The organism is Corynebacterium sp. MSK150, assembly GCF_030229215.1.
Classification (GTDB): Bacteria; Actinomycetota; Actinomycetes; order Mycobacteriales; family Mycobacteriaceae; genus Corynebacterium.
This window is the reverse complement of the sequence record NZ_JASPHM010000020.1, coordinates 14,643-27,982: the sequence shown is the minus strand read 5'-3', so window position 1 is coordinate 27,982 and position 13,340 is coordinate 14,643. Positions and strand designations below refer to the sequence as shown.

Sequence of the window (13,340 nt, the reverse complement as noted above, 5' to 3'; positions counted from 1 at the left end):
CATGCGCTAAACCCCACCAACACAAAATGTCGTTTAGCCCGACACGCCGCAAAACAACACATTCTGTCGTTTAGGCCGGCACTGCCCGCCTGATCGAAGAAACCGGCACCCCAGAACAAAAAGCAACTGGAATGCCGGTTTGTCAACGATGTCGCGACTCATCTGTCAAACATGTCGCGACTCATGACAACGGTGCCCCCAGCAGGATTCGAACCCGCGACACATGGGGTAGAAACCCACTGCTCTAATCCACTGAGCTATGGGGGCTTACAACGCACTTATAGTAGCCCACGAGGGCGGCGAAACCTAAGCCAGGGTGCGCTGCGGCGAGCGCAGGATGTCCACCAACTCTTGGGCGGCTGCGGTCAGCTCGCGATCCGTGCGGTAGGCCACGATGGCGTAGTAGCGGGGTAGGTCATCAGCAATGGGGCGGGTGATGATGCCGTGTGGCTGCACAGCGGGTGCGCAATTGGGCACGATGCTGACGCCGAGACCACTGGAGACCATAGGAATCGCGCTATTGAGGCTGGCGACCTCCTGGGTCTTTTCCGGCTTGAGGCCCGGGCGGCTATTCCATAGTTCTTGATAGAACTCGGCTAGTTCAGGAAGTTCGCGGCTGCGCGGTGGGACAAGCCATGTTTCCTTCTTCAGGTCAGCGAGGGAGACGGGGGATTCCAACTCGGCGAGGCGCTGGGGAAGGGCGACGGAGTAATCGAACGTGGCCACCTGGTGGACGGTGAGCTCGGGGGAGTAGCGGCGAATGAAGGCCTTCGGATCGGACGTCGGCAAGAGCGCTAGGTCCACCTGGCCATCCAGTAGGTGCTTGATAGCGGTAGCCGGTTCGGCGTCATCCAGCGAGATATTGGCGGTGGGGTAAATCCGCTTGAGCTCAGCGAGGGCGGCAGGGATAAATTCCCAGTTCAAAATGGCGCCGGAGGCGAGGGATACGGTGCTGGCCTTGTCGCCGGTGATTTCGCTGATATGGCGCTGGGTTTCGCTCAGCAGCGCATCAACCTTGACGGCCGTTTCGTAGACATAATCGCCAGCCTCAGTGGTGGAGACACCGGAGCGACCGCGTGAGAGTAGCTGAGCGTTTAGCTCCTTCTCTAGCTTCCGGATGGAAAGGCTCAGCGATGGCTGGGTCATATCGAGGGATTCGGCAGCGTGCGTGAAGGAGCCATGGTCTACAACGGCGCGAAAATAAAGAAGTTGACGGGTGTCCATAAGGTCCATGATGGCACATGTAAAGACAAAATGGGTGTTATGTGAGAAACCAGGTCGCGCTATACAATGCGCACTATGGCAAATGAGCAGGTTAACAGTGTGAACGCGGCGGGTAAGAAGCCCCGCCCTTCCTGGGGAATTTATATCGCAGCGATGCTTATTGCCGGCCTGATTGCCGGTTTTATTTCCCTGTTCCTTTTAGCCGATTCCCTGGCGGCCCTGGGTATCCCGGATCCCGGTCGCATAACTACCTTTGGCCTGCCACTCTTTCGTGGCATGGCGTGGGTGCTTATGGCTTTGTCCGTGGGCTCATTCTTGGCCTCGTCGTTCCTCATTGCACCGCGCGGGGACAATGCCACGCTTATCGATGCCCCCTTGTCCGTCGACGGCCACATCGCCGCCCGCACCGGTACGTGGGCTTCCTTTGGTGTGGCGGCCGTGGGTCTCGTGGAAATTCCACTCATTATGTCCGACCTCACCGGCGCGCCCTTTTCCCAGGTATTCGAGCCTTCCATCATGAAAATGGCGCTGACGGAAATTTCCACCACCATCGTGTGGGCAATCTCCGTACTCATCGCTCTAGTAGTGGGCATTCTCGGTCTCGTGGGCCGCGGCTGGTCCATGCAGCCGGTACTGCTTTTCTTGTCCATAATGCAGGTCGTACCCATTGGCATGGAAGGCCACTCCGCGGCGGGCGGCGACCATGATTACGGCACCAATTCGCTCCTGTGGCACTTGGTCTTTGTCATGCTTTGGGTAGGCGGGCTTATGGCGCTAATCGCCCATGGTCGGCGCCTTGGCCCCAACCTCGCCTTTGCGGTGAAGCGCTACTCCGGCATCGCCTTTATGGCGATTGTTGTCTTGGCAGTATCGGGCTTGATTAACACGCTCATCCGCATGAATATCTCCGATCTGGTGGATTCCGCGTACGGAATCATTCTGATTACCAAGTTCGTGCTGACGATTTTGCTGGGCATTTTCGGCCTTGCTCACCGCGAGCTCACCATCCCGCAGCTGGGCAAGAATCCGCGCCTTTTCCTTCGCATTGCCATCGTGGAAGTAGCGGTCATGGCCGCCACTATTGGCGTAGCCATCACGCTGGGCCGCACTGTGCCCCCGGCGCCGCGCGATCCCAACCTCAACTCGATGCAGATTCTGATGGGCTATGAGCTGTTTGAAAAGCCCACGGTGCTCAACGTGTGGACCATGTTCCGCTTTGACATCATGTTTGGCACCATTGGCCTGCTTTTGGCTGCGGCCTATGGCTACTGCGTCTACCGCGTACACAAGCGTGGCCTGACCTGGAGCAAGGGGCGTACTGCGTGGTTTATGTGCGGCGCGCTGGGCCTGACCCTTGTGATGTCTACCGGCATGGGCCTCTACATGCCGGCGATGTACTCCATGCACATGTTGGTGCACATGATTTTGTCGATGGCAGTACCGCTCCTGCTCGTTCTGGGTGCGCCACTGACCCTGCTCATGGAGGCCTTTGAGGCAGGGCCGAAGGGAAAACCCAGCCTGCACGACTATGCGCTGGCGGCAACCCAGTCCAAGATCGTCGCTTTTATTACGAATCCGTTTGTCAATCTCGTGCAGTACCTATTTTTCCTCTACGTGCTGTATTTGTTCCCCGGCCTATATCAATTCGCTATTTCCGAGCACGCCGGCCACCTCATTATGAACTTTGCGTTTATCATCTCCGGCTGCTTCTACTTCTGGGAAATCATCGGGCCGGATCCGCTTCCCAAGCGCCACTCCACCCCGTTCCGATTGGCCGTGCTGTTCCTTTCCATGCCATTCCACCTCTTTGCCGGCGTGTACCTGATGCAGCTGCAAAGTGTGTTGGGTGCAGACTTCTACCAGTATTTGGACTTGCCCTGGGACCAGGATCTGCTCCAAGACCAACGCGTGGGCGGCGGCATCGCGTGGGGCTTTGGTCAGTTCCCGCTGGTTATCGTCTTTGGCAAGCTCTTCCTGGATTGGCTCAGCGATGATCGCGCTACGGCTCGCCGCCACGATATGCAAGCGGATGCGGACGATGATGCCGAACTGGAACGCTATAACGCGATGCTGCAGGATATGGGCCACGGCGATGAATCGAGTTTCCGCGGGCGCTAGCCTGTGGATAACCGGATAAAAATCACCCCAAATCCCGAGTTTCGTTGACGGGTACAACAAGTTATTCACAGGGTAGTGGTCGCCGGCATGGTGTGGCTTGCGCGCCGGTATCAGGATGTGGAAGCGAGCGAGGAAAACCGAACTCGCCTATCCAACTATCCAGCAAAGGATTTTCTAGCACCATGTCCCAATACCCAATTACCTTGACCGGTCGCCTTACTCGCGATCCCATCCTGACCAAGACTTCAACTGGGGCCTATAAGGCCAAACTGCGCGTAGCTTCCTCGCGCCGAATTCCGGACCGTCAGGTCGATGCCGGCGACAATTATCCAGAAGGGCACAACTCCAAGGCCCCGCAGTGGCGCGACGTGGACCACCTCTACATCGATGTCGAAATGTGGAATCAATTTGCCATCAATGTGCGCAAATCCCTGGCTAAAGGCATGCCGCTGGTCATCGTGGGCTCCTTAGTTACAGAACAATGGCGCGATGACCAGGGCACCGATCACTTCCGCACATTCATTAAGGCGCAGTACGTGGGCCTGGATCTGAACCGCCACGTTATCGGTACCAAGCGTCTCGCTCCGCAGTACAACCAGGAAAATATTGCGGTCCCAGAACTGGGGGACAACGCCATTGAACCGGACGTGGACCACAGCCTGCCGCCGCAGCAGGCGGGGCAGGGAGATACCGCTGCCGATACCGCAGCGGACCGCTATCTAGCCGAACGCGCCGCAGCTGCACGTGGTGGGGAAGAAGATTCCTTCGACGATGCCGAAGTGGAAGAGGAAGCTGCCGAGGCAGAATCCGCCCCTGTGAACGCTTAAGCGTTTCCTCCCCGGTTTGATCGCCTCGGGTGTACCTGACCCGAGGCACTTGGGCGGTGGTTCTGATGTAGTGTTTGTGTAGATAAATACGTCTCCCAAATTTTTGCAAAGGGGTAAAAGTGGGCGAATTCATCTACACGATGAAAAACGTGCGCAAGGCAATTGGCGATAAAGTCATCCTTGACGATGTAACAATGGCGTTCTACCCAGGAGCCAAGATTGGTGTGGTCGGCCCTAACGGTGCCGGTAAGTCCTCCATTCTGAAGATTATGGCCGGCCTGGACCAGCCTTCCAATGGCGAGGCTTTCCTGGATCCGGGTGCCACCGTGGGCATCCTGCAGCAGGAGCCGCCGCTCAATGACGAGAAGACCGTACGCGGCAACGTCGAAGAGGGCTTGGGCGATATCTTTGAAAAGAAGCAGCGCTTCGAGCAGATCGCCGAGGAAATGGCCACCAACTACAGCGACGAGCTCATGGAAGAGATGGGCAAGCTGCAAGAAGAGCTGGACGCCGCCGATGCTTGGGAGGTTGACTCCAAGATCGAGCAGGCAATGGAAGCTTTGCGTTGCCCGCCTTCCGACGCCCCAGTGACCAACCTTTCTGGTGGCGAGCGCCGTCGTGTAGCGCTGGCTAAGCTCCTGCTCACCGAGCCGGACCTGCTGCTGCTCGACGAGCCTACGAACCACCTGGACGCCGAGTCCGTGCAGTGGCTGGAGAAGCACTTGGCCGATTACCCGGGTGCAGTCTTGGCCGTGACCCACGATCGCTACTTCCTCGACCACGTCGCGGGCTGGATCTGTGAGGTTGACCGCGGCAAGCTCTATCCATACGAGGGCAACTACTCCACCTACCTGGATAAGAAGCAGGAGCGCTTGGAGGTTGCCGGCAAGAAGGACGCGAAGCTGCGCAAGCGCTTGAAGGACGAGTTGGAGTGGGTTCGCTCCGGTGCAAAGGCCCGCCAGGCCAAGAACAAGGCTCGTCTGGAGCGCTACGAGGAGATGGCTGCCGAGGCTGAGAAGTACAAGAAGCTCGACTTCGAAGAGATCCAGATTCCTACTCCGCCGCGCTTGGGTAATAAGGTTGTGGAAGTCAAGGATCTGCAGAAGGGCTTCGATGACCGCGTCCTGATTAAGGACCTCTCCTTCACCCTGCCGCGCAACGGCATCGTGGGCGTTATCGGCCCGAACGGCGTGGGTAAAACCACCCTGTTTAAGACCATCGTTGGCCTGGAGCAACCGGATGCCGGTTCCGTCGAGGTGGGCGATACCGTCAAGCTGTCCTACGTGGACCAGAACCGTGAGAACATCGACCCTGAGGCAACCGTCTGGGAGGTTGTCTCCGGCGGCCTAGATTACATTCACGTCGGCCAAAACGAGATGCCTTCGCGTGCTTACCTGTCCGCGTTCGGCTTCAAGGGCCCAGATCAGCAGAAGCCATCCAAGGTGCTTTCCGGTGGTGAGCGCAACCGCCTGAACTTGGCGCTGACCCTGAAGGAGGGCGGCAACCTGATCCTCCTTGACGAGCCGACCAACGACTTGGACGTGGAAACCCTCGGCTCGCTGGAAAACGCGCTGGAGAAGTTCCCGGGCTGCGCCGTGGTCATTTCCCACGACCGCTGGTTCCTGGACCGCACCTGTACCCACATCTTGGCCTGGGAGGGCAATGTGGAAGAAGGTCAGTGGTTCTGGTTCGAGGGCAACTTCGGCGATTACGAGAAGAATAAGGTCGATCGCCTCGGTGAAGAGGCGGCCCGTCCTTCTCGCGTGACCCACCGTAAGCTGACCCGCTAAGAAGTTGACGCCTTAACTGAGGAGAATGATGGCAACCCCAAGCGTGCACACGTACCGTATTCAAACCCGCTGGTCGGACTTTGATATGTACGGCCACATGATGAACGCTAACTATATCGAGCTCGCCCAGGAAGCGCGCCTGGCCTTTGCGAAGGAACACATCTATTCCAAGGGCCTCGACTTCATTGCGTTCGTGCGCCACCTGGATGTGGACTTCCTGCGTCCGATAGAGTTTAAGGACACCACTACGGTGGAGGTGGATACCGCAGTTTCCCAGATTGGTACCACCTCGTTTACCACCACTCAGCAGGTGAAGAACGCCCAAGGCGAGGTTGCGGCAACCGTGGATTGCGTGCAGGTAGTCATTGACCGTCAGCAGCAGACCCCGCGTCCATTGACGGATCAGGAAAAGGATATTCTGCACAATACCGCTGCCAACTAGCAGCGGAGCAGAGCACAGATTAGAAAGGCAGGGCCCGAAGGCATGGTCACCGAGACTCTAGAAATTGGAAGCGGTGGACCTGGCCTTCGGGCCCTTGTCACGCGCGCAGCTGGCTTGGACGCGGGCGCTTCGGTGCGGCTGCGCCAGCTGACTGACGACGTCGTCGATGTCTTCGTTACCACCCCCTTCGAGGTGGTTGCCTCCCGCCGCGTCCAAGGCGTCGCGTCCCGCGATGGGGCTGTGGTTTCCGCGGCCACGCTCGCCGAGCAGCTCAAAGAGCATGAATCTAGCGGCACGTTAGATTTGGGTCCTGCCCGCGATCCATCGTGGCCGGGAGCATTGCCGCCGGCGACTGGCTACAGTGTGGTCGATACCTTGCCAGTTACCGTTGTTCGTGAACTTTCCGATAAAGGTCAGCAACTGACCCGGCAATTTTCTGGCCCCATGGGCCCGCCGTCCAGCTTGTTGAATCAGACCGTTGTCACGGTGGAAGGCGATGGCGCCACGGTGGAAATTCCCATGCGCATGATCTTTGCCTGCACCAACCTGGGGCTTATTCCTGGATTTTCCGCCCCGATGGATGTGCCGCGGCACCTGCGGGTGGCCCAGCTGGGTCGTTGGGTGCGACTCGACGCCCCATTTGGCAGCATTTACCGTTCTACCCGCTTGTCCTTGTTCTAGCCTTCGCCGCCAGGGCACATACCCCTGGTGTTCAACAAACTCGGCGTGCCGGCGCCCCATAATGGGCGACATTGCCCGAAAAGTAGTCTGTCTTAGGGGGAGGGGGAGCCTGGGGTGGTGGCGCCCGAATCCTTGTGAATAGCGTGTTTAACCGGGGCGTTGGAGTAATGCTACCCCCGCAGTGTGAATTAGTTAGCAGAGCGCCGCGCGCAAACGTGTCCTGCGTTACTCTTACATGGTCGATGTAATTTCCTGCACTTACAAGGAGACTATGTAATGCGTATTGCTGTGCCGAAAGAAATCATGAATAACGAGAATCGCGTGGCTCTTACCCCGAGCGGCGCGCAGACCCTCGTTCAGGATGGTCACGAGGTCCTCATTGAGACCGGTGCCGGTGAAGGCGCTTCTTTCCCGGACTCCGAGTACGAGGCCGCGGGTGCCAGCATCGTTGGCACTGCGGAAGATACCTGGGCACAGGCAGAGCTGCTGTTGAAGGTGAAGGAGCCGCTCGAGGCTGAGTACCAGTACCTGCGCCCAGACCTCACCGTCTTCACCTACCTGCACCTTGCGGCGGACCGTCCGCTGACTGAGGCACTTGTCGACGCCAATACCACCGCCATCGCCTATGAGACGGTCACCGACCGCCACGGCACCCTGCCGCTTCTCACCCCGATGTCCCAGGTGGCTGGCCGCCTTGCTGCCATCGAAGGCACCCATCACCTGCTGTCCACCCAGGGTGGCCGTGGCCTGCTGGTCTCCGGTGTTCCGGGCACCCAGCCGGCACGCGTCGTAGTTATCGGCGGTGGCCAGGTTGGCGCGTCCGCTGTAGCTATGGCCCACGGTCTGCGCGCCGAGGTGACGGTGTTGGACCTCGATCCGCACGTTCTTCAGCGCTTCGATGATCAGTACGCTGGTGGCGTGCGCACCCTGATTTCCGATCCGGCCACGATCGATAAGGAACTGCAGGAAGCCGACCTCGTCATCGGTGCCGTACTTATTCCGGGTGCCGCCGCGCCGAAGCTGGTGCGTGAGGAGACCGTAAAGAAGATGAAGAAGGGCGCGGTGCTCGTCGACGTGGCTATTGACCAGGGCGGTTGCTTCGAAAACTCCAAGAAGACCTCCCACGATGACCCCACCTTCAAGGTGCATGACACCCTGTTCTATTGCGTAGCGAATATGCCGGGTGCGGTGGCCAATACCTCCACCCGCGCGTTGTCTTCTGCGACCCTGCCGTATATCCGCGCGGTAGCCAATGACAGCCTGGATGCCGCTATCAAGCGTTTCCCAGGTCTGGAAGGCGGCGTCATGACCCGCGGTGGCCGTCTGGTTTCCGAGCCAGTGCGTAAGGCCTTTGACTGGGAAGACTAATCTCCCCCCTGCATAGTCTGCGCTAGATACACCACAAGCCCGGCTCCCCGCTAGACACGGGGCCCGGGCTTGAGTTATCTGCGCTGAAGGGGTGGCGTGGTTACGGGGCCTTGTTGATCATCATGGCGGCCACGCGCTGCATGTGATCCCAAATCATCTCGCGGTAGGCGGGTGGGATGGTTTCCTCGTCGATGTCCGCGAGGGAGTTGCCCATGAGCTCTAGCCACCGATCGTGGGCGGTGATATCGATGGGGTAGGGGGCGTGGCGCATGCGCAGGCGCGGGTGCCCTCGGTTTTCAGAAAATAGCTGCGGGCCGCCCCAGTATTGCGCCAAGAACCAGGTAAGGCGCTGTTCTGCGCCTTCCCAGTCATTATCGGGGTACATCGGGCCAATGACATCGTCCTCTTTGACCTGGGAATAAAAGCCGTGGACGAGGCGCTCAAAGGTCTCCATGCCACCGATGGCCTCATAAACAGAATCCATTTACTCTTCTTCCTTGCGGGGATCGGTAATGCCGATGCCGTGTGGGTAGGGCGTGGTAATACCTTTAGTGTGCATGACATTGAGCACGCGCGATTGTAGGAAACGCTGAACGTCCCACTGCTTGCCTGGCAAGGTCTTGGTCGAGACGCGGAAGGAAACATAATCCGGCTCAAAGCCAGACATGCCGTCCACACGGGGCGTGCTGAGGATGAGCTTGCGCACCTTATCGTCCTGTGCGGCTTCTTTCACTGCGTCCTCAATGACTTCGCCAGCAACCTCTGGGTCATTAGAAAGGCCTACCGGAATCTGGATGCGGGCAACGGAGTACTCATCGGAGTGGTTGGCCACCTGGAGAATTTCACCGTTGCGCACGTACCACAGGGCACCATCGATATCGCGGACCGTGGTGATGCGCAGGGAGATGGACTCGACATCGCCAAAGACGCCATTGCCCAAATCAACCACGTCACCAATGCCGTACTGGTCCTCAATGAGCATGAAGATGCCAGAAAGGAAGTCCTTCACCAGCGCCTGTGCGCCAAAGCCGAGGGCGACACCGATGACACCGGCGGAGGCGATAAGCGGTGCTACGTTGACCTCTAACTCATCCAGGATGGCAATAACGGCCCACACCCAGACGAAGATGGCGGCGGCGGAACGGGCTACGCCGGCAAGTGTCTTGATGCGGGAGGCGCGCCGGGTCTCGCGGGTTTGGCGCATGGCCTCTTCTTGTTGGCTGAGCTCGGGACGATTGGCACGACTCTTGAACTTCCCGCGCAGGCGCTGCTTATCTAGTCCGGAAGACTTGATGCTATTTTCGGCCACTTTGTTGATGACTCTGCGGAGGAGCCAGTGGGCGATAATGGCCAGAATAAGGATGATGGCGATGCGAATGGGGCGCTCAATAAGCCAGCTTTGCACCTTCTCGTCATTCCAAAAATTGGACACGGACTCGATGGCCGAGTCCGTGGTGGAAGCGGCGGAGGCTAAAAATTGCGTATTCATCATTCTTTCTTAGTCGAGGACAATATGAACGGCGCCCATTGTAAGGGCAGAGGCTGAAAGGGGGATGTGTCGTGGGTGTGCGAGAGTGTGAAAATAAATACCTATCTCCCCGCTAGAAATGAACAGCTTGGTCTAGACTGTGGTGCTATGACTGAACGCAGCACGCAGAACCTCGCTCAAGGCTTTACGTCCCGTTCCATCCATGGCGGCTATCACCCGGATCCGCACATGGGCTCTATCAACGTGCCCATTTATGCCTCAACCACGTTTGCACAAGACGGCTTGGCGCAGCTGCGCGGCGGATTCGAATACGGCCGCGTGGCCAATCCGACCGTGCGCTCGCTCGAGCGCACCCTAGCGGCACTGGAAGGCGCGGAGTATGCACGCGTGTTTTCTTCCGGCATGGCCGCCGCCGATACCTTGATCCGCATCCTGGTGCGCCCAGGGGACCACGTCATTTTAGGCAATGATGCCTACGGCGGTTCCTACCGTTTGCTCAATGATTTCACTGAGTGGGGCGTGGAGATGTCCATCGTGAACACCAGCGATACCGCTGCGGTTGCGGCCGCGGTCCAGGAGAATACCAAGCTTATCTGGCTGGAAACGCCCACTAATCCGGCGCTAAATATTACCGATATTGCCGCGGTGGCCAAGATTAAGGGCAACGCGCAGGTGTTGGTGGACAATACTTTTGCCACGCCCTACCTGCAGAACCCACTGGAACTCGGAGCGGACCACGTGCTGCATTCGACCACCAAGTACCTGGGCGGGCATTCCGACGTGCTGGGTGGCGCGGTAGTTACTAATGACGCCCACGTGGACGAGCGCCTGCTCTACTTCCAGGGCAATGTGGGCGCGGTGAGCTCGCCTTTCGACGCCTACTTAACCGCCCGTGGCATCAAGACGCTGTCGGTGCGTATGGACCGCCATTGCGCGAATGCGCAGCGAGTAGCGGAATTCTTGCAGGCGCGACCCGAGGTAAAGCAGGTGCTCTACCCAGGGCTCAAGGAGCACCCGGGGCATGAGCTGGCAGCACAGCAGATGCGTGGCTTCGGCGGCATGATGTCCGTGCGCTTCCACAGTGCGGAGCATGCCAAGCAGATCTGCCTCAATACGCGGCTTATCTGCCTGGCAGAATCGCTGGGCGGAGTGGAATCGCTCATCGAGCATCCGAAGAATATGACGCACGTATCCGCGGAAGGGTCCGAGCTGGTGCCGCCGGAGGATCTGGTGCGCATCTCCATCGGTATCGAGGACATCGATGACCTGCTCGCGGACTTGGAGCAGGCCCTCGACGCGCTATAGGCCGCGGCACTGGGCCCATAGCGCAGGTGCGGTGGCTAGGAGCGCACCACGGCAAGGAGGGAACCGGCGGCCTTGTCGGTTTCCTGCAGCATGAGCGGGTCCGTGCCCGGCATGGGGGAAATGGTGGTGTCCGGCCACTGGGAATAGGTGGGGATGCCCACGATATGCAGGCGTGCATCCAACTCACCGTCCGGGTGAATGGTGCGGCGTGTGGCCCCATCCGTTTCCGGCGAACCGGTGGGCTGGCCGTGATCGGGGAAGGGGCGCACGCGGGCGGAATCCACCAAGCAGCGCGTCATGGCATCGCTGGCGGTGCGGATATCGGGGCGGTGCATAAAGGCGTCGACAAGCGTGGGCGCCGAAGCCGAGCGCGGGCCGGAGGTCAAGGTGAAGTGATCGGCCTCGATGGACACGGTGGGGTGATCGCCTAAGAAGTGGGCCAGGCCGGCGTCGACAAGCGCGAGCAACTGGCGCACGCGGAAGAGCGGCGGGCCGGAGCCGATCATCTGGCCAAAGGACATGACCTGGCCGTAGCGGCCGGTGCGGGACTCGCGGGTGTAGCGGCCCTCTGCGCCGAGGATGGAGGCCGGCTTGCGCGATTGCGAAAGCGACCACAGCGCGGCCTTGATGGGGGAGTCATGGCCGGCGGCGGCCTCCCGGATATCGCCTTCCATGGACTGGGCAATGTGCTCGGTGAGCTCAGCGATGTCCCCGGTAAACCCGGCAATCTGGTACATGAGATCGTTCATGTCCCATGGCTCGGTGACCATGGGCGCAATGGCCGCGCCTAGCTCATCGGGGGTGGTGGCATCGATGGCCTCGAGAATCTCTGCGCGCGGGCGCAGGAGGGAATCCGGGCGCACGCGCTCCAAGGTGGTGATATAGGCCTCGTAGCTATCGCGCGCGATGGCAGGCCAGACCTGGGCGTCAAAGTCGATGTCCTGGGTGCCACTGAGCTCCGCAATGACATTTTTCAGGCGGCGGCGCGGCATGGTAGGCGGCAGCTCGCCGTACTCGGACTTGGGGTGGTAGGGGTAGCCGCGGCCGGAGGAAATAATGAAGTTGGGCTCCTGGCCGCAAGGCTCATAGCGCAGGCCGGAGCGCGCGGAAGGGTCCTCCACGAATGTGCCGCCGCGCTCGATGGTGGTCAGCGCCATGATGTCATAAAAGCCCATGCCCAGACCGCGCACCAGCACGTCCTCGCCGCCCGGAATGGCGGCGTAGTCCTGCTCTACCGGGTTATTAGGGGCGATCCAGTTCAAGCCGGAAGCGGCCAACTGCTTTTCTTGCTCGTTGTATTCCGGAATCATCCAGCCATAGGCCAGCACCGTGGCATCGGCGCGCACCTCGGAGCCATCGGCCAGATGGAGGACGTCTATGCCCTCGTCCTCAGTGATGGTCTCCAACCTGCTGAAGTGATTCACGGTGGACATGCTCTTGGGTAGCCGCGCAATGACCACGTCATAGACCCAGCGCAGGTATTCGCCATATAGTGCGCGTGAAGGGTTGGATTCGGGGCGGGTAGCCGCGAGTTCCTCGCGGTAGTCCTGGGCAATATGTGCGGCCGGAGGGTGCTGCTCAAAAAGCTCGCGCTTGGCGGCGGAGATATTCTCGCCATCGCCGCGCAGCAGCTGAATCCACTCGTACTGAATGGGGCCCTCGAGCACCGGGGCATCAACGGTGGATCCGGGCTCGGTAAAGAGGGTGACCGCGCCGGCGCGAGTATTCATGCACAGGGTTTTGGTTTGGTCCGTTTCCCAGATGCGGCCGGCACCATGTTGGGCGTCATCAATGAGGTGGACGGTAATGGGGTCGCTGGAATCGTCCATGCGGGCAGAGAGGCGTTCCAAGATAGAAATGCCGCGCGGGCCCATGCCGACGATCGCGATTGCTGGAGTAGACATACCTCCTATCGTGCCACATTCAGGCCCTTTCAGGATCATTGGACCTGGCAGTAAGAATAAAATAGACTGTTCAGTCTACCGTGATCTTTTTATTAAGCCGTTTTGGCAGGTAATTCGGTAGACCGTCCAGTCTTGTAATTGGGGGTATGAGTGTGGTCTAATGGGCGAGTACTACTTAAGACTTAAAGGAAC

Annotated in this window: 11 protein-coding genes and 1 tRNA gene; 7 read left to right on the top strand and 5 right to left on the bottom strand. The window is 59.3% G+C overall.

Annotated elements, in window-relative coordinates:
- Positions 1 to 193: 193 nt before the first annotated feature.
- Positions 194 to 267: transfer RNA gene (locus QP941_RS10715), tRNA-Arg, on the bottom strand.
- A 39-nt stretch (positions 268 to 306) separates the two neighbouring features.
- Complete coding sequence (locus QP941_RS10710) at positions 307 to 1,224, bottom strand: LysR family transcriptional regulator (protein ID WP_284868910.1); 918 nt, start codon at positions 1,222 to 1,224, stop codon at positions 307 to 309.
- A gap of 66 nt (positions 1,225 to 1,290) precedes the next feature.
- On the opposite strand from QP941_RS10710, the gene QP941_RS10705 reads away from it, so the two are divergent.
- From QP941_RS10705 to ald, 6 genes are all read left to right on the top strand, one after another.
- The gene (locus tag QP941_RS10705; RefSeq protein WP_284868909.1) at positions 1,291 to 3,342 is read left to right on the top strand and encodes a bifunctional copper resistance protein CopD/cytochrome c oxidase assembly protein; all 2,052 of its coding nucleotides are present in this window, start codon (positions 1,291 to 1,293) and stop codon (positions 3,340 to 3,342) included.
- A 182-nt stretch (positions 3,343 to 3,524) separates the two neighbouring features.
- Complete coding sequence (locus QP941_RS10700; RefSeq protein WP_284868908.1) at positions 3,525 to 4,169, top strand: single-stranded DNA-binding protein; 645 nt, start codon at positions 3,525 to 3,527, stop codon at positions 4,167 to 4,169.
- 119 nt (positions 4,170 to 4,288) lie between these two features.
- Entirely contained in the window at positions 4,289 to 5,959 is a 1,671-nt protein-coding gene (gene ettA, locus QP941_RS10695; protein WP_204611117.1) for an energy-dependent translational throttle protein EttA, read from the top strand.
- A 25-nt stretch (positions 5,960 to 5,984) separates the two neighbouring features.
- A complete protein-coding gene (locus QP941_RS10690) occupies positions 5,985 to 6,401 on the top strand; it encodes an acyl-CoA thioesterase (protein ID WP_284767093.1) in 417 nt (138 codons plus the stop codon).
- Between the two features lie 42 nt (positions 6,402 to 6,443).
- Positions 6,444 to 7,082 carry a DUF8185 domain-containing protein gene (locus tag QP941_RS10685; RefSeq protein ID WP_284868907.1) on the top strand — a complete coding sequence of 213 codons (639 nt, stop codon included), beginning with the start codon at positions 6,444 to 6,446 and terminating at the stop codon, positions 7,080 to 7,082.
- A gap of 276 nt (positions 7,083 to 7,358) precedes the next feature.
- Positions 7,359 to 8,450 carry an alanine dehydrogenase gene (ald, locus tag QP941_RS10680; RefSeq protein WP_005324009.1) on the top strand — a complete coding sequence of 364 codons (1,092 nt, stop codon included), beginning with the start codon at positions 7,359 to 7,361 and terminating at the stop codon, positions 8,448 to 8,450.
- A 100-nt stretch (positions 8,451 to 8,550) separates the two neighbouring features.
- Here ald and QP941_RS10675 read toward each other — a convergent pair whose 3' ends face one another.
- Together QP941_RS10675 and QP941_RS10670 are read right to left on the bottom strand one after the other, a co-directional pair.
- Complete coding sequence (locus tag QP941_RS10675; protein WP_179386901.1) at positions 8,551 to 8,934, bottom strand: globin; 384 nt, start codon at positions 8,932 to 8,934, stop codon at positions 8,551 to 8,553.
- Positions 8,935 to 9,942 (bottom strand): mechanosensitive ion channel family protein, encoded by a 1,008-nt coding sequence (locus tag QP941_RS10670; protein ID WP_284767095.1) that lies wholly within the window; start codon positions 9,940 to 9,942, stop codon positions 8,935 to 8,937.
- 144 nt (positions 9,943 to 10,086) lie between these two features.
- Between QP941_RS10670 and QP941_RS10665 the strand changes: the two genes are divergently transcribed.
- Positions 10,087 to 11,244 (top strand): cystathionine gamma-synthase, encoded by a 1,158-nt coding sequence (locus QP941_RS10665; protein ID WP_005327269.1) that lies wholly within the window; start codon positions 10,087 to 10,089, stop codon positions 11,242 to 11,244.
- A 35-nt stretch (positions 11,245 to 11,279) separates the two neighbouring features.
- Here QP941_RS10665 and QP941_RS10660 read toward each other — a convergent pair whose 3' ends face one another.
- Entirely contained in the window at positions 11,280 to 13,148 is a 1,869-nt protein-coding gene (locus QP941_RS10660; RefSeq protein WP_284868906.1) for an FAD/NAD(P)-binding protein, read from the bottom strand.
- Between the last annotated feature and the right edge of the window lie 192 nt (positions 13,149 to 13,340).